We start from the raw sequence: 18,210 nt of genomic DNA on the forward strand, positions 1-18,210 counted from the left end.
CGCGTAATACACCTTAAGGGTGCACCTCATCAGATCTCGGTCAGGTTTTTCGCTGGCTTAGCCCCTGCGCCTGGAAACAAACCGCGGCAACATGGCCGAGAAGTCTTTCCCCTGCCCGTCTTCATCCTCGACGAAACGCGCATACAACGCCTCGGCCAACTGACCCATTGGCGTGTCTGCATCCGCACTGGTCGCGGCCTGCTGGCTGAGACGCAGATCCTTGAGCATGAGTTCCGCTGCAAATCCGGGGCGGTAGTCATTATCTGCGGGACTTTGCGGACCTACGCCCGGCGCCGGGCAATATGCGTTCATAGTCCAGCTGTAACCGGACGAGGTCGAAACCACGTCGAACATTTTTTGACGATCCAGACCCAGCTTGTCCGCCAATGCAAAGGCTTCGCATGTGCCGATCATGGTGACCCCCAGGATCATGTTATTGCATATTTTGGCGGCCTGCCCCGCACCCGCGTCGCCGCAATGAACTGCTTTTTGACCCATGATCGTGAAAAGCGGCTCGGCGGTTGCAAAAGCATCGGTCGTGCCGCCCGCCATAAAGGTCAACGTCCCGGCAGACGCGCCCCCAATCCCACCCGAGACCGGCGCATCGACAAAACGCAAGCCAGCCGAATTGGCCTGATCCGCAACGGCGCGGGCACTGTCCACGTCTACGGTCGAGCAATCCACCAATGTCGCCCCGGCGGCCATCGCAGGAACAACCTCATCCGCAACGGCGCGGAGGATTTCGCCGTTGGGAAGCATGGTGATCACGACATCGGCGCCCGCCGCGGCTTCGGCCCCCGATCCGGCAAGCGCAACGCCCTCGATTGAGACCTGTACCCTGTCGAAACCGATGACTTCGTGACCAGCTTTCGCCAGATTCGCTGCCATGGGGCCACCCATGTTCCCCAGCCCAATAAACCCGATCTTCATGTCTTTCCTCCGTCAGACCCTACGGTCCTTGTCTTTTGCACCTGCTTCAACCGGCCGGTCGCTTTGGATCACGCTGCGTTCCGCGTGCCGTATTTCCAGTTTGATTTGGGACGTTTGTCAATCGCCACAGCCAAAGTACTTGCCGGAACTCGTAATCTTCGGTCGAGCGACCCAAGCCAAATACATGTCCGAAGTCATCCAAGGCCTCACGCGGCAAATTCGAACCTTTGGTCATGATTAGGTACAAAGGTTGGAGCCAGTAACTGTGCCGCGGCCAGTCACGTCAGCAAGGCCAAGTCCTGTCCGGTTGTTTTTCTTCGGGTCGGCATCGTCCTTGCGTCTCTTCCGCCTATTGTCAGGGCCACATCCTTGAAAAAGCCGTCATTGTCGAAACACCAGCGATGCGAATAAACTCTGGATCGCTTTGATTTCGGTACGTCGCGCTTGTACTGCTCGTCACAGAAAATATCCCAATGACCCTTGGTCTTGAGGTTGGGCATTCCGACATGTCCAGCCCGCGCACGACCGCCGTTTATCAGCCCACCGGACAGCGCCAGAACCTTGTCACGCGTGCTGTAGTAGTTCGTGAACCGCTTGCTGCGTTTTTTCAGAACCAACCCGCCCCATGCCCCTTTTTCAAGCCACGCCGAGTCCACATCTGCTGACGCAAACATGACCTGATCCGCACCCCAATTCCCGACAGACCCGGCGGAGTCGCCAAAATCTGAAAAGGCGCGCAGAACGACCAGAGCCCCCATGGAATGGGCGATGATGTGCACCTTTGGACGCGAAGGCATTGCCAGCAGCGGCAACATCCCGTCGCCAACAAGATGAGGCGCAACCTTCTTGGCGTCGGACCTGTCCTTGTCATAAGCATGGACCGATCCGTCGCTTGGCCAATCAAAGGCAACAACCGCGCCCTTAAATCCCTTGGACCTGACGCCTTTTTCAATCTTGGCCATCCGGTCCAGCATACCCTTTTGTGACGTGTTGAAGCCGTGAACATAAATCAGGACCTCTTTGTCTCCGCCTTGCTGGCGCAAAAGATCAAGCCAAGCCGCTTTCTTGATGATGCCGCCCTTTTTGATCCGCCCGTCCGAGCTTGATTTGGTGATGCTGACGTAGCGTGTCTTCGCCGCGGGTTTGAGCGTGAATTTTTTCTTCGAAGCATTGTATGTGCGGCGGGAAAAAAACAGGGCCATCGGGAAATCTCCTTCTTTTCAACCCAACAACTCTGTCACAAAACACCTATCTGACAAAGCCAAGGCGTGAATGATCAGTGCGATCCAAGTGCGGACCAGATACCAAAACCGCCGACGATGATCAGGCTTACTGCCCAAACAACGTCCAGGTTAAACCAGCTTTTGGAGATGAACTTGAGCCCCAGCCAATGGTAGACAATCACCGCAACCGACGCACCAGCCGTTGTCATGGCCAGCGTGTGCACCGCGGCCACGAAGAACGCGGTGACGATATCGTTGCTCATCAACACCTGCGCAGCAGCGTGACCGCTGGCGGCAACATTGCCCGGTTCAAGCAGGCCGCAAATGCCCAGGTAAATCGGAACAAGCATGAGCCCCGCCCCGTGCGCCATTGCGGCCAGAAACGACCAAAGCACTAATCGCGCTGGATGTACGCGGGCCAGAATTCTGGGGTGTTTGCGATTGATCAATAGATAGACACCCATTGCAACCACGACGAAACCCGCAACCAGCCGGATTTCCGTCTCACGTTCGACAAGAAAAATCATCAGCGAGAATGGCAGCAGGATGCCGATCATCGCCAGAAAATGGCCCAGGGCCAGCATGGCCAGGGCCTTGACCATGACCAATGGCCTTCGCTCCATCAACGCGGCTGAAACAGCCAAGGGCCAACCCATGCCGGGATTGAGGCCGTGATAAAAACCAGAAAAAATGACGGCCCACCAAAGGGCCGCCAAGGACAAGTCTTCCATTCCTACTTACACTGAGGGATAGCAGAAACTGTCGGTCGAACAGTCTCCTCCCTCAAGCCGGATTTGGTGCGCGCGTGTGCCCTCTGGGAAATCCACATAAAACTCGGAGTCCAGCGCAAAGCTGCCGTCCTCGCCGACGTTTGCCATCACCATCTGACCGCCTTCGTGATCCGGGTAGAACTGGTTATCCCAAGTGGAATACAGCGAGTTGGTCCAATAAACGCGCTTTCCGTCGCGGCTGATTTCAACCATCTGCGGCCCATAGACAAAATCCTTGCCGTTGGGGTGTTTGGTCTCTCGCGCGATGCCGCCAAGTTCGACTTTGCCGTTCAGGACCGGGTTGAACGGATCAGACACGTCGTATTGGTGCATCTCGCCCAGCCCCCAGCACGCGACATACAAGTACTTGTCGTCCAGGCTTAGGTCGATATCCGTAACCAAAGGTGGAACGGCGCTAAAGCCTTTCAGCAACTCCGGCAAGTTCTCGGGATCCTCCGGGCGCGGGTCGATCGTGATCACCTTTTTAGCCTGCCAGTTGCCGTCGTCATCGCGCCACCAGGTGAAGATCGCACCCTGCAAGTTGGTTGTGTCCACCACCACACCGCAGAACCCGTAGGATTTGGTCGGATCATGTGCCGGTCGGATCTCCAACGCCATTTGGTAGTTTTCGCCAAAGTCGATTGTCTGGATGTTTCTGCGCGCGCGCAGGTCCCAAAAGTGGATCGAATGACCGTACTTGTTGCTGAGCAGGTCCTCGGGCACCACGCCGTTTTCGAATTGCGGCGGCAGCCCCCACTCTGAACTGACCATGTAGTCTTGCGGCAGGTTCCACCAGAAATCGTAGTGTTTATCCTGCTTGCCGCGATCCATTTCATAGCGGCCGATTATCTCGAAGCTTTCGCAATCCATGATGAAAATGCCCGGAGGTCCGTCAGTGCCATCCGGTCCGGCCCCGCCAAGGGTCGAGACATAGATGCCCTCGGGGCCGCAATGGATCGTATGCGGGCGCGAGTAACCGGTTTTGGCAAACACTTCTTCCGGCTCGATTATTTTGTGAATCTTCGCCTCAAGAGGTTCCTTGACGTCAAAGATGTAGATGCGGCTCGAACGGATGCCCGGTACGATCAGATAGCGTCGTTCCAAAAACGCGTGCCCTGATAGCGGCGACAGCGACGAAGAGCATGCGTTCCACCCGAAATGATGGAATTCATCGCCCGTCGTTGGCGTCATTACCTTGTGCACAATCTGTCCGTAGGTGTCGGAACCTGATCGCAGGTCGATTACGGCCAGCCCATCGTGATGACCGGCGTCCTTTCCAAGCATTATTGTAAAGGCAAAGTTCTCAACCGGCGCTTCCATTGCCAGTTTCGGCGACGCGTGAAACGTCGGGTCTGGTCGTAAGTTCATTTCAGTCCTCCCATTTAAAATTGCCCCTTGTTTTTGGGGCGCTGCTGCAATCGCAGGAGAAGCATCTCCTCTACACTTCTCCGACGTTGCAAAGTTGTATGGCGGCGCTGATCTTCGTCGCCAGTTCTTTCAATTGGGCTCCAATCTCTTGTCTGTAGTCATGCCCGAACCTTCGGACCGGTCCCACAGCTCCTACGCTGAATGTGACACCGATCCGTCCCACCGCAACCGGTGCTGCGACACTGGAAATTCCTATGTCGATTTCCTGATCACAATCAGCATAGCCCTGCTTCTTGATCAGGCTGAATTCGTCCATCAGGTCTTTGCGCGTCGTTTTAGTATGATCCGTGAACGCCTTGAGCGTACCATTCAGGATCGTTTCCTGAAAGTCAGGCTCGGCAAAAGCCGCGATTGCTTTTGAGCACGAGCAGGCGTGCATGGGCCGTTCACCAATTCCGGGATGGATGAACGCCCGGCCGGGATCTTTGGGCGTCTCAACATGAATGATCTCGATCCTGTTGTCGCGAAAGCGGGCCAGAAACACCGTTTCGTTGTAGGTCTCAGCGGCAGAGCGCAACAGCGGGGCGGAGACGCGGCGCACGTCGATATCCGATTTGCCCAGCAGGGCAATGCGAATGAGTCGCTCGCCGATGATGTACCGACCATCTTCGTTGGGCTCCTCTATTAAGCCCTGTTCCAAGAGCGTCTGAAATAATCGGTAACACGTTGGTTTAGGTATGCCGCTGGCGGCCTGCACTTCTGAGGCGGTTACCGGCCGTCCGACAACGGCGACGATTTCCAGCAATCGTATGAGGCGCTCAAGATGCATCCGTACGAGCCACTACCGGATTGTGAGATAGACTCTCATAAAACGATAACACACTAGGATTGGTCAAGTTCCATCTGGGAACGAAGGAATGGACAAGAAAACCCTGAGATGGCCGCAAAAATGTTGCCTCACCCGTAAGGTTCAGGTTTTTCTTCGGGCCGACTGCCTTTGAACGAGAGTGGCCTCAAGCATTTCTGCCCTAGGAATCTCTTGATCCGAAATCCAGCGCGCCAACGCAGCCGCTGCCCTTTCACCCATTGTTGAAACGGGAAGATGTACGGTCGTCAACGGTGGAACCGAAACGGCAGAACTAGGCAAATCATCAATGCCAACAAGGGATACATCTTCCGGCACCTTCACACCGCTTGCCTGCAGACCAAACAAAACCCCGAGCGCAACAACATCGGACAGACAAAGAATAGCGTCCGGTTTATGCGGCAACGCAGCGATCTGTTTACCAACAACAGATCCGCCTTCGAGACTGATGTCCGTTTCGTGGGTGGCAAGTTCAACAGAACAATCGGATGCGTTCAAACCAGCGAGACGCGCACGGGTTCTGTCATTGTTGTGCACCGGGCCATGCACGACTGCAATTTCGGAATGGCCCAGATCAGCAAGGTGTTCCAAGGCAATTTGTGCCGCCGCCGCGTTGTCGTACCCGATGGTCGGCAACGGGTTTGCCCTGTCAAAATACGACGTGATGATTGTCGGCAGCATAGTTTGCTCAATGAGGTCCTTCAGGCCCGTGTTGTGCGCGGCACCCGTGACAATCAGACCTTCGGCACCAATATCCACCAGTTCTTTTGCCTTTTGCGTCTCGATGTCGGGGTCGGAATCCGTTGTGGCCACGACCAGCGACAATTGATGCGCCGAAAGCTCTCGTTCAAGCGCAGCAAGAAACCTCGCGAAAATGGCGTTGTCCAAAGTCGGGATCAACGCGCCGACAAACCTGGTCCGACCCGAGTTTATCGCACGCGCCGCAGCACTTGGAACAAACTTCAAATCGGCAATGGCCGCCTGCACTTTTTCCCGTGTGTCGGGTTTCACCACACCCGGTTCGTTCAGAACCCGCGAAACTGTTGCAACCGATACTCCGGCGGCCTTTGCAACGTCTCTGAGATTTGATCGCTTTTTGGGCAATTGGGATTTTTGAGTCACCGGGTTTTGGGCTCCTTCTGGGAAGTCCTCGAATAAAGAGTTGACATATGTAACTGGTTTCATCAACCTCTGTAACTAGTTTCATAACAGAGAATCCGCCGATACCATGCGAGATGCGTCCGTCTTATCGGAGTTCACGAACATCGGGTTTGACACCCCGGCGCGCCGATTTCCCGGATTTCCGAAAGTGTCCGGCACACGCGAGTTTGTTCTGGCCCCGCGCGAGGCTGTGCGTCTGGCACTGAAAGCGGGCGACATGATTTCGGTGGAAGGGATCTCTGCAACGCGGCCACTGGAGATCGTGGCATTTTCCGAGGACGGACACTCGATGCTGCCGTCGTTGGGTCTGCATCCGACCAGCAGCGTCAAAAGCGCGTATTTCGACAGCGACCGCTTCAATGACTGGATTGCTTCTTTGGGAGGTGATCCAAAGGCCGCGATAAAAAGCCATTGCCTGGACGATCGCGCCGACGCTCTCATACTTCGCGCGGACCGGCCTTTAAACGTTTGGGCTATCCGACCAGTTTCACTCGAGGCTCACATTGAAGGATCAGATACCGGCTGCGTCACGGTTTCACACAAACCCGCTATCCTGAACGGGCCAGTTTTGCCGCCGCTTCTGGGCGATGTCCGAGACGAGTTCACTGTGCCCAGTGGAACCGCTCTGGCCTATGAACTGAAAGCCGGCGAATTTGCGCAGATCATTGATGTCGAGGGGCAACAGTGTTCGGATTTCATGGCGCTTCGCAGCGACGGCCTGGATCGCGGTCAAGAATGGATGATCGACTCGACCGCAACCCGGTCGATGGTTCGCCGCGCCTATCCTGGCCCCGGTCTGCTGGACAAGTTCTTTGACCGCGAAATGCGGCCTTTGCTGAATGTCGTTCAAGACACGTGCGGGCGTCACGACACTTTCGGGCTGGCTTGTACCGCGCGCGGATACGAGGAACGAGGCTTTCCAGGACATGTCAACTGTTCTGACAATATGTCGAATGCCCTTGCGCCTTTTGGCGTGGAACGGCGATCTGCATGGCCTGCGATCAATTTTTTCTGGAACACGTGGATCGACCCCGTGTCGCATCACATCCAGACCGAGGAATCTCATTCGCGACCCGGTGACTATGTGATCATGCGCGCCATCGAGGATCTGGTCTGCGTGTCAACCGCCTGCCCTGACGATATCGATCCAATAAACGGCTGGAATCCGACCGACATACATGTGCGGATTTATCGCCCGGAAACACCAATCCGCCGCGCGGTGGCTTATCGTGAAAAGGAAGATGCCCCGATGTCGATCAGTCAGGAATCTGCGTTTCATGATCGTCTGGCCCCGCTGACACAGCATTTTGCCCCGGCCCGAGACCTTTGGGCGCCTGTCAGTTATCCCTCTCATGGGACAATCGGAGAATATTGGGCCTGCCGCGAAGCCGTAACCGTTCAGGATATGAGCGGGCTTCGCAAATTCGACATCGTCGGCCCGGATGCCGAGGCCTTGATGCAGAAGGCCACGACACGCAACGTGTCCAAACTGCCGGTTTGGCGCGGGTCCTACACGCTGATGTGTGACGAAAGCGGCGCCGTCATTGATGATGGTACGCTGTTTCGGCTGGCACCAGAAATTTTCCGCTGGTGTTGCGGGTCCGAAGAAAGTGGTCGAACACTGCAGACTCTTGCCAGCAAACTGGGACTGCAGGCCCGGGTAAACGCGATGCGCAACGCGATGCCCAATCTGGCCATTCAGGGGCCGAAGTCGCGTGATCTGCTGCGCAAGATTGCGTTCACGCAACCGCATGTTCCATCCCTTGAGCAACTGAAGTGGTTCGGAGTCACGGTCGCCCGGCTGAAAGACCGCGATGGTGCCCCGTTCATGCTGACGCGCTCTGGCTACACCGGTGAATTGGGTTATGAGGTCTTTTGCGCCAAGTCAGACGCCGTTGCGATCTGGGATGCCATCATGTCAGCCGGTGACGAGTTCGGCATTACCCCGATGGGCTCTGCAGCGCTGGACATCATTCGGATCGAAGCTGGCTTGGCGGCGGCAAATGCTGAATTCGCCGCAGGAATTGATGCATTCGAAGCCGGTTTGGGCTTTGCCATCGATCTGAACAAAACCGATTTTACAGGCAAGGCCGCGCTGGAGCGCAACGCGCGTGATCCCCGGCGCTTGCTCAAAGGATTGCTGATCGAATGTGACGACGTGCCGGCGGCAGGTTCTCCTGTCTTTGCAGGCGAACGTCAGGTTGGCGTCGTTACGTCGGCGACACGCTCACCCATGCTTGAACATGCGATCGCAATGGCCCGGGTTTCCATAGAGCACGCAGAAAATGGCGTACGGTTGGAAATCGGGCAACTCGACGGCCGGATGAAACGGCTTGGTGCCACAGTCTCGGACATTCCATTCATAGACCCGCAACGCAAGCGGGCGCGCGCCTGAAGGCGCATGCAACACAACGCAACAGGAGAAGACGATGAAACACTTTACAACACTGACTGCGTCCCTCGCCTTGGCCTTGGGCGCCACGACCGCGATGGCGCAGGAAAAGGTCATGGTGGGCGAACCCAGCTGGCCCGGCGCGAAGATCATGAGCCGCGTCATCGGCCAGGTTATCGAAACCCGCTTGGGCGGCGAAGTTGGATACGCGCCCGGTGCAAACGCCGTGATCTTCGCGGCAATGGATGGCGGACGCGGCGATATCGATGTGCACCCTGACGTCTGGCTGCCGAACCAGTCTTCGTTTACTGACGAATACGTGGATCAGAAGGGCACGGTCGGACTCTCGGAAGGCAGCTATGAAGGGCGCGCGGGAATTTGCGTTCCGAACTACATGGTCGACGATCACAACATCAAATCAATCTACGATTTGGCAACACCAGCGGCTCAAGAGCTGTTTGATTCAGACGGCGATGGTATGGGCGAAGTCTGGGTCGGGGCCTCTGGCTGGGCATCGACCAACACGTTCAAGGTGCGTGTGCGGGATTACGGCATCGAGACCTTCCTTACGCCCACCACTGAAGATGAGACCGTTTTCTACTCGCGCCTGAAAGACCAGGTCGATCAGAAAAAAGGTGCCGCGTTCTACTGCTATGCTCCGCACTACGTGCATGCATTGTATGACGTGACAATCCTGGAAGAACCCGAACATGACCCGGCGACCTACAAGATGGTGCAGCCGGATCAGGACGCCGATTGGTTCAACAAATCACACGTCAGCACCGGCGAACCGGTCAAGACCGTTACGGTCGCACACTCAAAATCATTGGAACAACGCAACCCGGCGGCGGCATCCTTCCTGAGCAACATCAATATGGATGCCGATCAGTTGAGCGGGCTGACCTACGAAGTCGTGGTCAAGGGCCGTGACACCGATGAAGTGGTTGCCGAATGGGTCGCCGCCAATGGCGACATCGTTGATGGCTGGCTTGGCCTGACCACCAACTGAGACCAGAAAGCCCCCGGAACTGTTGGAGCCCGGGGGCGCAAACCACAAGACCAACCACGGTGGGACCGGTATGACAGCTGATATCGCAATCGATGCGCGCGGCGTGTGGAAAGTTTTTGGCGAAAAGGCACGGGATGCCCTGAATGCCATTCACAATGAAGGGCTGAGCAAGGCAGAAGTTCTGGAGCGTTTCAACTGCGTGGTGGGCGTCGCGGATGCTAGCTTCGAAATCGAGCGGGGCGAGTTGTTTTGCGTCATGGGCCTGTCCGGGTCTGGCAAATCCACCCTCGTGCGTCACGTGAACCGTCTGCTGGAGCCGACGGATGGCCACATCTATCTGGACGGTGACGACGTGATGGGCCTGAACGACGAGGGCTTGCGCGACCTGCGAAACCGCCGCGTCGCGATGGTGTTCCAGAATTTTGGTCTGATGCCGCACCGTACGGTGCGCGATAACGTTGCGATGCCGCTTGAGATCCGTGGCACTGGCAAAGCGCGTCGATGGGAAGAGGCTGACCGGGTTCTGGAACTGGTGGAACTCAACGGTTGGGAAGACAAATACGCCCACGAACTATCGGGCGGCATGCAGCAACGTGTCGGTCTTGCAAGGGCAATCGCCGCGGACCCTGAAATCTTGCTGATGGACGAACCATTCTCGGCACTCGATCCGCTGATCCGCAAGCAATTGCAGGACCAGTTTATGGAGCTTAGTCACAAGCTTAACAAAACCACGATGTTCATTACGCACGATCTGGACGAAGCCATCCGCATCGGCCACCGGATCGCGATCATGAAAGACGGACGCATCGTGCAAATTGGAACGCCGGAAGAGATTATTCTGAATCCGGCCGACGATTACGTTGCTGACTTTGTGGCCGGTATTTCTAAGCTCAACATGATCTTCGCCCATGCGGTGATGAAACCGGTGGACGAATTTGAAGCGCATCACGGCGAAGTCCCAAATGACGCGAAAGAGGCCCATCCGGATATGGACCTGTCCGACCTCATGAATCTTTGCGTCGACGGACACGGCGTTGTTGCGGTCACTCAGGACGGCAAGACGGTGGGCGTGATCAACCGCGCAGGTTTGATCCGCGCCATACAGGACAGCCAGGCATAAGGGGACGGTGATGAAACACGTTGATATGCAGCAGGTCAAACCCGAAACCGCCGACCGTTTGAACGGCTTGATTGGCGAGTTCGTTGGGCAAGGTCAGGAATATTACCAAAAAACCTTCTCCTACATGATGCAGGCACCAGGCTATCGGTTCACCCTGAATAAGGCGGCCGCGCTTCTTGGGCCAATATGGTTTGGCGCGCGTGGCCTCTGGTCATGGTTCCTGACTTTTCTGGTCCTTGAAACACTGGCCTACATCCAGATCGGGCTGGGGTTGTTTGGCGATCTGGGGCGCGAGTTTCGCGAACGGGCTGAACAGATCGAGCAGACGCTGGAGCTTCGCCGGCAACAGATTGAAGCGGCAGAGCAATCTGGAGCGGCTTCGTTGGACTCGCTGAAGCGGGCAGCAGAGTCGCTGGAGGGTGCATTGGCGGGCGCTCAGCAAGCTGCTCAGAATGCGGACTCTACCGGTGCTGCCTATCTGGCTGCGGGTGTCATTCTTTTGCTGTTCGTCAAGTTGATCGCCGCGTCGCTCGCCAATTGGACATTGGAGGGACAATTCGCCAGATGGAGATCGGACTCCACAGTGGCCAACGGATGGTCCATGCCGCGTATGATCGTGGCCTCGGTGCTGACCGTCGTCGTTGTCGTGCTCTCGGCGATCAAATTCGCGCAGCCTGACGCCGTTGCCATCCTCAAGACCTTTCCGACAAATCGGGACTGGCGACTGAACGTGGGCGATGGGGTGCAAGCCGTCTTCGAATGGACCAAGACAGCTGGTCGAGGGTTCTTTGACGGGCTGACCTATGGAATGCGCACACTGCTTGACTGGATCGAGGTGGTTTTGGTTGACACCCCGTGGCCGGTCGTCGCGTTGGTGATCATCATGCTGGCCTATTTGTCCGCCGGTCCCCGTGTCGCGATCTTTACTGGCGCGGCGCTGGCGTATCTTGGCCTTCTGGACTTCTGGGAAAAGGCGATGACCACCATTGCGCTGCTGGGTGCCGCCGCTTTGATTTCGATCACGTTGGGCATTCCGTTGGGCATCTATTGCGCGCGTCGACCCCGCGCCTTTGCGATCGTTCGACCGATACTGGACTTCATGCAGTCCATGCCGTCCTTCGTCTATCTGATCCCGGTGGTGGCATTCATTGGATCGGGCAAACCAGCGGGCGTCGTTGCTACGATGATCTTCGGCAGTCCACCGGTGATCCGTTTCACCGTCCTTGGATTGCAGCAGGTCCCTGAAACCGTTCGAGAGGCGGCGCTCGCCTTCGGGGCGACACCGCGTTACCTATTGTGGCGCGTGGATCTGCCGCTAGCGCACAAAACCATCATGGCCGGAGTAAACCAGACAATCCTTATGTCGCTGGCGATGGTTGTGGTCGCTTCCCTGATCGGGGCAAAAGGTCTGGGCGAAGACGTGTTGGAGGCGCTGCAATACGCGGCGGCCGGACAGGGGATTCTGGCGGGTCTTGCAATTCTGTTCTGCGCCCTGATCCTTGATCGAATAGTAGCCGGAAAACGGTAAGCTGAAGGTTCTCGCTCCCCCGCACAATTGCTGATTGGGGGAGCTCCTTTGAACCGCTCTCGGCGGCTACTGTTTTATACCCCCAAGACATGCAGCGCACCGTAAACGCGCCCATCGCTTTAACCGTCATCCAGGGATGTGATAACCAGTCGGGATGACGGATTCCCATCGGTATTCATTCAAAAAGGTATCTTCGGCAGACCTTGAGATCCTGGCAGATTGGCAATCGCGCCCTCATGTTCGCGAATGGTGGGATTCAAACGAGCCAAGCACAGACATCGAGTTGGCCGATCAACGGGTCGAACGCTGGATCGTCTCGATCGAGGGGCGCGCTTTTGCGTACATGCAGGACTACACCGTTCACGGATGGAATGACCATCACTTCTACGATCTGCCTGCAGGCTCTCGCGGCATAGACCAGTTTATCGGAGACCCTGACATGTTGGGGCGCGGTCACGGACCTGCCTTCATCTCAGAGCGCTTGCAAGTGCTGTTTGCAGAAGGTGCTCCGGTTGTGGCAACCGACCCTCATCCGGACAATGCACGGGCAATTGCTGCTTACAGGAAAGCCGGGTTTCGAGAATTCGGGAAAATCCGGATGACACCCTGGGGTCAGATACGTCCGATGAAAATCAATCGAACTTCTAAGGTTTGACCAAGAATCTTTACCCACCACCTGAGTATTGTCACCACTTCTGAAATACAACTGCCGACGTTTCCCGGCAGGCAGTTCAATTGACTGTCGCGCGCAATCTCTTGGCAACGGTAAAATCCACTTGCCGCCGGTAATGTAATATCATAACAAATACGCCGAGAATTCGAACTTGATAAGGCCTCAGCTGCCTGGCGCACAAGGCAACTCAAAACAATCACAGTAGGAATCCATCGCGATGACAGATACCCGCCTTCCCGTTACCGTCCTGTCCGGCTTTCTCGGTGCAGGTAAGACAACGCTGCTGAACCGCGTATTAAACAATCGCGACGGTCGCCGGGTCGCCGTGATCGTCAATGACATGTCCGAGGTGAACATCGACGCCGATCTTGTACGGGCCGATACCGAGTTGTCGCGGACTGACGAAACCCTGGTCGAAATGTCGAACGGTTGCATCTGCTGCACGCTTCGGGACGATCTTCTGGATGAGGTGCGGCGCCTGGCGGGTGAAGGTCGGTTCGATTACCTTCTTATTGAATCAACAGGTATTTCCGAGCCGCTGCCGGTCGCCGCAACCTTCGATTTCCGCGACACGGACGGGGAAAGCCTGTCAGATGTTTCGCGGCTCGACACGATGGTCACTGTCGTTGATGCGGTAAACCTGCTGGAAGATTACTCAAGCCATGACTTTCTGAGCGACCGAGGAGAGACACTGGGCGAGGAAGATGAACGCACGCTTGTGCACCTGCTCACCGATCAAATCGAATTTGCGGACGTGGTGATCCTGAACAAGGTCGATGACGCCGGGCCGGATCGCGTGGACGCTGCACGCAAGATTATTCGCAGCCTGAACGCCGATGCTCGGATCATTGCAACAAACCACTCTGACGTTGCCGCGGACGAGATTTTGGACACCGGTTTGTTTGATTTTGAAAAAGCGCACGAACACCCCATGTGGGCGAAGGAGCTGTACGGTTTTGCCGACCACGTGCCCGAAACCGAAGAATACGGCGTCACAAGCTATGTTTACCGCGCGCGTCAGCCCTTCGTGCCCGAAAAGGTTCTTGCCGTCCTGAACGGTGAATTGCCCGGCGTGATCCGCGCCAAGGGTCATTTCTGGATTGCGACGCGTCCCGATTGGGTTGCTGAGTTTTCTCTCGCAGGGTCGCTGTCGTCGGTCCAACCGTTGGGAACATGGTGGGCGACCGTGCCGGAAGAAAGACGCCCGGACCACGAAAGCGCCCGCGCTTATATTCAGGCACATTGGCAAGAACCCTGGGGTGACCGGCGGCAGGAGATCGTGTTCATTGGCAGCGGCATAGACTGGCCCGCGCTGAAGGCTCGGTTGGATGCAGCTTTGCTGCCCGCCGTTGTTGCTGACCGACCGGAAAACCTGCCCGATCTGCCGGACCCATTCCCGGTATGGCGACGTGCGGAGGCCGCGGCATGAACCTTGTACGGGATGCCTCGAAGGACGCAGCCGTGCGTATCGCAAACACCCCGGAAGGGCTTTCGTCGCTCCGCAACCCCGATTGCGCCGCGGCGATCTGGCAACGCAACCCGCCGCAAGGTGTCGAGCAATGGCTCGATACCCTTGCCAAAGACAGGTTACCAAAAGCGCGGTCGATATTGCGCCCCGACGCCGTGCACAAGGCGTTGGTCCAGATCTGCGAGACGTCCGGCACACCGAACTGCGCTGAACGCGATCGTTTCATTGAGGATGTGGCAGCTCTGTCAAACAGGTTTGCGGGTCTCATGAACGCCAAATGGCTGCGTCTGCGATTGGATGTGGTGGAGACGAACGCCTGCCGCAGATTTCACATCGACGCCGTTACGGCGCGGCTCGTCTGCACCTATCGCGGGACCGGCACGCAATATGGCTTTTCACTCGAAGGGGCCGACCCGGATCACATCACTACGGTCGCAACAGGGATGCCAGTTCTGTTGCGCGGAACGCTGTGGCCTACGCAGCCGGATTCGGGCTTGTTGCACCGTTCGCCGCCAATTGAAGGCAGTGGTGAAACCCGGTTGCTGCTTGTTCTCGATCCAATTGAGAACCCAGAGAACGAACCAGATCACCTGTTCGCTCACTGATCCGACAATGGAGCGCAGCGGAACCACAAGGCCCGCTGCATCCTGTGCCTCAACGATCAGAACTGTAACTCGGCGTACGCCCTCAACAGGACGTCTATCCGTGCCGGATGGTTCAAAGCTCAAGCGCCAGTCTTGAACTGGTCGTCACGATGTACCGCGCAGCAAATCACTGGCTTTTTCACCGATCATGATCGCAGGGGCATTTGTATTCCCGCTCACGATCTCTGGCATGATGGAACAATCAGCGACGCGCAAACCTTCTATCCCGTGCACCTTTAATTCAGGATCGACAACAGCGTTCTCCGAGGTTCCCATCGCGCAGGTTCCGGTCGGGTGATAGATCGAAACCGAGTTGGACCTTACCCAATCCAAAGTACCCTCGTAGTCATCGAATTCCAGATCGGATTTTGGTCGAAACTCCTCGGATATCTTGGACGCAAGCGGATTGTGGCGGGCGATACCCCGGGCAATTTTCACGCCATCGACAATGGTTCTGCAATCCGCCTCGGTTGACAGGTAATTCGGAACAATTTTGACATAACTTGAGGGGTCGGGACCATCCAAGCGCAACTCTCCGCGACTCTCTGGTCTCAGCTGACAGACGGACATGGTGAACGCCGAGAACGGGTGCACCCCTTCCCCGGGACTGTCGGCAGACCAAGGCTGCACATGAAACTGAATGTCCGGTGTATCAACTTCGGGGCGGGTTTTTAGAAAACCCGTCGCAAGACTCGCGGCCATTGTCATTGGACCCGCGCGGAACAGCGCATATTTCAGGGCAATTTTCGCCTGATTGAACAGGCTTCGCACCTCATCGTTCAAAGTTGGTTCATTGCATTTGTAAACCAGACGCGCCTGCAGGTGATCCTGCAACCCTTTGCCAACGCTGGCTAAAGCATGAACAGGCTCTACACCATTGGCTTTGAGATGGTCGGGATCGCCAATCCCGGACAACATCAAGATTTGCGGCGAATTTATTGCGCCGCCGGACAAGATGACTTCGCGGCGTACCTTCAGGGTTTTGGTTTCGCCCGACCGGGTTCGATAGACCACGCCCGTCGCCCGTTTGCCATCCAGTTCAACCTTGGTGACTTGCGCATGTGTGATGATGTTCAGGTTTTGACGGCCTCGGATCGGCTTTAGATATGCGACCGCAGCGCTGCACCGTCGACCATTCCTAGTGGTCAGCTGAAAGTAGCCCACCCCTTCCTGGTCAGCCCCATTGTAATCCGGGTTGAATGCATACCCCGCCGTCTGCGCCGCCGCGACCCAGGCATCGCAGATGGGTCGCTGGATGCGCATATTTGATACGGATAATGGCCCGCCCGTTCCGTGAAATTCGTCCTCGCCGCGTTCCTGGTCCTCGCTGCGGCGAAACAGCGGCAACACGTCGTCCCAACCCCAGCCGACATTGCCCATCTGACGCCAACGGTCATAGTCTTCTTTCTGCCCCCGGACATACAAAAGCCCGTTCAGAGAGGACGAGCCGCCCAAGACTTTGCCGCGCGGCCAATCGATCGAACGCCCATTCAGTCCAGGATCAGGTTCGGTGCGATAGCACCAATCGACCGACGGGTTATGCATTGTCTTGAAATATCCAACAGGGATGTGAATCCAGGGGTTCGTGTCGGGTCCGCCAGCTTCCAGCAAAGCGACAGATGTTCCGGGGTCCGCACTCAGACGATTTGCAATGACACAGCCCGACGAACCCGCCCCAACGACTGCATAATCCACCTCCATAATCGTCTCCTCCCAACGTTCTTGAAAAAAACTCTATGCAAATTGCCAGAACTATACTAGCATTTTTTGATACAAAACGTCTCATTATTTGCGATACGGGAGGAAAGCAATGGAGATCGGTCGGAAACTAAGCGGAATTTCACGGCGAGATTTTTTTCGCGTAGCGGGACGCTACGGGATGAGCTCGACCTTGCTGGCCGCGGGTGGCTTTGGTGGTGCAATGAGCCTGGCCAACCTGGCGCAAGCTGCTGAATCAACATATGAAAAACGATTCTCGAAAGAGCCAAAGCACACGTTGAAATTTGGCGCGTCCGGCTTCAATACACGTAACCTGCTGATTGAACGCGCTGGCGCGATCGAGTTTGCGCGCGATCTGGAAGAACGTACGGATGGCGAGATTCGCATCGAGTTCATCGGCGACAACCAGATTTGCGGGCAATTGAGCTGCGTTGAAAAGACTCAGCAGGGAATCGTCGACATCTATGCTGCATCAACTCAGAACTCCGCAGGTGGTGCCCCATATCTGAACGTGTTGGACTATGCCTACATGTTCCCAAGCCGCGCGGCGCAGTACCATTTCTTCTACAGCCCGGCGAGCCAGCGCATTCTGCGCGAGCCGCTTGAAAAGCGTCACGGATTGAAATTCCTCTTTACGCATTGCGAACTACGCGGCCTGCAGATGGGTGCAACCTTTGCCGACAAGCCGACGGTCACAAAGCTGGAAGAGCTGTTTGGAACCAAAAACCGCGTCACGGGCACTCAATTGGGTCGGATTGCGATGCAGCTGTTGAACCTGAACCCGGTTCCGGTTGCGTGGGAAGAGACCCTTGATGCACTCAAAACCGGCCTGATCGACGGCGCGGAAACCTGGGCATCTGCTGTGGCTTACGCCAACATGGCACCCGTTGTTTCGCAGTCGGTCAACCTGAAGTTCTTCTGCGGAACCGAACACACTTCCATGTCAGCCAAAGTCTTCGACGGTCTGGGGGGCGAGTTGCAGGATGCCGTTATGGAATCGTCCTACTTCACGCAGGCGCTGATCCAAGGAGCGAACGAAGCCGCTCTGTTGAACACCGTTGGCTTCTCGGACCCGCAGCTGCCCAACACGATCTTCGCTGAAAACGGCGTGCGTGCGGCGTTCCTTCCGGATGACCAAATCAAACTGGCCGAAGAGATGTGTGCTCCGAACTACAACCCCGAGCCTTGGGCGCAGTGGCGCGAGCGTCTGAACAAATGGGCCGGTGGCATCGACACCTATCAGGAAATCTACGACATCGCGCGCGAGATTCCTGCGGATACCCTTCCCGAGAACGTGGAACCCCGCCGCTGGTGGATGGGCTCTGCCTAAACAAACAAGA

At 56.5% G+C, this 18,210-nt stretch carries 16 protein-coding genes; 8 read left to right on the forward strand and 8 right to left on the reverse strand.

Annotation, left to right across the window (positions count from 1 at the left end):
* Window positions 1-57 precede the first annotated feature (57 nt).
* The 7 genes from mmsB to RA28_RS09005 all read right to left on the reverse strand — a co-directional run bounded on the left by mmsB (window position 58) and on the right by RA28_RS09005 (window position 6,278).
* Window positions 58-930, reverse strand: a complete 873-nt coding sequence (mmsB, locus tag RA28_RS08975) for a 3-hydroxyisobutyrate dehydrogenase (protein WP_039526949.1) — start codon at window positions 928-930, stop codon at window positions 58-60.
* Between the two features lie 46 nt (window positions 931-976).
* Window positions 977-1,165: a hypothetical protein gene (locus RA28_RS22940; RefSeq protein ID WP_039526953.1), complete on the reverse strand. Its 189-nt coding sequence runs from the start codon at window positions 1,163-1,165 to the stop codon at window positions 977-979.
* A 43-nt stretch (window positions 1,166-1,208) separates the two neighbouring features.
* The gene (locus RA28_RS08985; RefSeq protein WP_039526957.1) at window positions 1,209-2,132 is read right to left on the reverse strand and encodes an alpha/beta hydrolase; all 924 of its coding nucleotides are present in this window, start codon (window positions 2,130-2,132) and stop codon (window positions 1,209-1,211) included.
* A gap of 74 nt (window positions 2,133-2,206) precedes the next feature.
* Window positions 2,207-2,884: a hypothetical protein gene (locus RA28_RS08990; RefSeq protein ID WP_039526962.1), complete on the reverse strand. Its 678-nt coding sequence runs from the start codon at window positions 2,882-2,884 to the stop codon at window positions 2,207-2,209.
* 6 nt (window positions 2,885-2,890) lie between these two features.
* A complete protein-coding gene (locus RA28_RS08995; protein ID WP_039526965.1) occupies window positions 2,891-4,291 on the reverse strand; it encodes a selenium-binding protein SBP56-related protein in 1,401 nt (466 codons plus the stop codon).
* A 70-nt stretch (window positions 4,292-4,361) separates the two neighbouring features.
* Window positions 4,362-5,120, reverse strand: a complete 759-nt coding sequence (locus RA28_RS09000) for an IclR family transcriptional regulator (RefSeq protein ID WP_039526968.1) — start codon at window positions 5,118-5,120, stop codon at window positions 4,362-4,364.
* 141 nt (window positions 5,121-5,261) lie between these two features.
* Window positions 5,262-6,278 carry a LacI family DNA-binding transcriptional regulator gene (locus tag RA28_RS09005; RefSeq protein WP_241481094.1) on the reverse strand — a complete coding sequence of 339 codons (1,017 nt, stop codon included), beginning with the start codon at window positions 6,276-6,278 and terminating at the stop codon, window positions 5,262-5,264.
* Window positions 6,279-6,384: 106 nt separating this feature from the next.
* On the opposite strand from RA28_RS09005, the gene RA28_RS09010 reads away from it, so the two are divergent.
* From RA28_RS09010 to RA28_RS09040, 7 genes are all read left to right on the forward strand, one after another.
* Window positions 6,385-8,712: a DUF1989 domain-containing protein gene (locus tag RA28_RS09010; protein ID WP_039526972.1), complete on the forward strand. Its 2,328-nt coding sequence runs from the start codon at window positions 6,385-6,387 to the stop codon at window positions 8,710-8,712.
* 34 nt (window positions 8,713-8,746) lie between these two features.
* Complete coding sequence (locus RA28_RS09015) at window positions 8,747-9,718, forward strand: ABC transporter substrate-binding protein (protein WP_039526974.1); 972 nt, start codon at window positions 8,747-8,749, stop codon at window positions 9,716-9,718.
* 70 nt (window positions 9,719-9,788) lie between these two features.
* Window positions 9,789-10,838 (forward strand): quaternary amine ABC transporter ATP-binding protein, encoded by a 1,050-nt coding sequence (locus tag RA28_RS09020; RefSeq protein WP_039527768.1) that lies wholly within the window; start codon window positions 9,789-9,791, stop codon window positions 10,836-10,838.
* 10 nt (window positions 10,839-10,848) lie between these two features.
* Window positions 10,849-12,366: an ABC transporter permease gene (locus RA28_RS09025; protein ID WP_039526978.1), complete on the forward strand. Its 1,518-nt coding sequence runs from the start codon at window positions 10,849-10,851 to the stop codon at window positions 12,364-12,366.
* Between the two features lie 154 nt (window positions 12,367-12,520).
* Entirely contained in the window at window positions 12,521-13,021 is a 501-nt protein-coding gene (locus RA28_RS09030) for a GNAT family N-acetyltransferase (RefSeq protein WP_039526980.1), read from the forward strand.
* 235 nt (window positions 13,022-13,256) lie between these two features.
* Window positions 13,257-14,468 carry a GTP-binding protein gene (locus tag RA28_RS09035; RefSeq protein ID WP_039526983.1) on the forward strand — a complete coding sequence of 404 codons (1,212 nt, stop codon included), beginning with the start codon at window positions 13,257-13,259 and terminating at the stop codon, window positions 14,466-14,468.
* Window positions 14,465-15,112 (forward strand): DUF1826 domain-containing protein, encoded by a 648-nt coding sequence (locus RA28_RS09040; RefSeq protein WP_039526986.1) that lies wholly within the window; start codon window positions 14,465-14,467, stop codon window positions 15,110-15,112. The genes RA28_RS09035 and RA28_RS09040 overlap by 4 nt, the downstream gene beginning before the upstream one ends.
* A gap of 144 nt (window positions 15,113-15,256) precedes the next feature.
* Here RA28_RS09040 and RA28_RS09045 read toward each other — a convergent pair whose 3' ends face one another.
* Window positions 15,257-16,852, reverse strand: a complete 1,596-nt coding sequence (locus RA28_RS09045; RefSeq protein WP_039526989.1) for a GMC family oxidoreductase — start codon at window positions 16,850-16,852, stop codon at window positions 15,257-15,259.
* A gap of 109 nt (window positions 16,853-16,961) precedes the next feature.
* Between RA28_RS09045 and RA28_RS09050 the strand changes: the two genes are divergently transcribed.
* The gene (locus tag RA28_RS09050; RefSeq protein ID WP_039526993.1) at window positions 16,962-18,200 is read left to right on the forward strand and encodes a TRAP transporter substrate-binding protein; all 1,239 of its coding nucleotides are present in this window, start codon (window positions 16,962-16,964) and stop codon (window positions 18,198-18,200) included.
* The last annotated feature ends 10 nt before the right edge of the window (window positions 18,201-18,210 follow it).

Source organism: Ruegeria sp. ANG-S4, from assembly GCF_000814005.1.
GTDB lineage: Bacteria > Pseudomonadota > Alphaproteobacteria > Rhodobacterales > Rhodobacteraceae > Ruegeria.

Coding starts and splice junctions, on each gene's coding strand:
- RA28_RS09030 (WP_039526980.1), top strand. CDS start 12,521: ATGACGGATTCCCATCGGTATTCATTCAAAAAGGTATCTTCGGCAGAC.
- RA28_RS09035 (WP_039526983.1), top strand. CDS start 13,257: ATGACAGATACCCGCCTTCCCGTTACCGTCCTGTCCGGCTTTCTCGGT.
- RA28_RS09040 (WP_039526986.1), top strand. CDS start 14,465: ATGAACCTTGTACGGGATGCCTCGAAGGACGCAGCCGTGCGTATCGCA.
- RA28_RS09015 (WP_039526974.1), top strand. CDS start 8,747: ATGAAACACTTTACAACACTGACTGCGTCCCTCGCCTTGGCCTTGGGC.
- RA28_RS09050 (WP_039526993.1), top strand. CDS start 16,962: ATGGAGATCGGTCGGAAACTAAGCGGAATTTCACGGCGAGATTTTTTT.
- RA28_RS22940 (WP_039526953.1), bottom strand. CDS start 1,165: ATGACCAAAGGTTCGAATTTGCCGCGTGAGGCCTTGGATGACTTCGGA.
- RA28_RS09025 (WP_039526978.1), top strand. CDS start 10,849: ATGAAACACGTTGATATGCAGCAGGTCAAACCCGAAACCGCCGACCGT.
- RA28_RS09020 (WP_039527768.1), top strand. CDS start 9,789: ATGACAGCTGATATCGCAATCGATGCGCGCGGCGTGTGGAAAGTTTTT.
- RA28_RS08995 (WP_039526965.1), bottom strand. CDS start 4,291: ATGAACTTACGACCAGACCCGACGTTTCACGCGTCGCCGAAACTGGCA.
- RA28_RS09000 (WP_039526968.1), bottom strand. CDS start 5,120: ATGCATCTTGAGCGCCTCATACGATTGCTGGAAATCGTCGCCGTTGTC.
- mmsB (WP_039526949.1), bottom strand. CDS start 930: ATGAAGATCGGGTTTATTGGGCTGGGGAACATGGGTGGCCCCATGGCA.
- RA28_RS09045 (WP_039526989.1), bottom strand. CDS start 16,852: ATGGAGGTGGATTATGCAGTCGTTGGGGCGGGTTCGTCGGGCTGTGTC.
- RA28_RS08985 (WP_039526957.1), bottom strand. CDS start 2,132: ATGGCCCTGTTTTTTTCCCGCCGCACATACAATGCTTCGAAGAAAAAA.
- RA28_RS09010 (WP_039526972.1), top strand. CDS start 6,385: ATGCGAGATGCGTCCGTCTTATCGGAGTTCACGAACATCGGGTTTGAC.
- RA28_RS08990 (WP_039526962.1), bottom strand. CDS start 2,884: ATGGAAGACTTGTCCTTGGCGGCCCTTTGGTGGGCCGTCATTTTTTCT.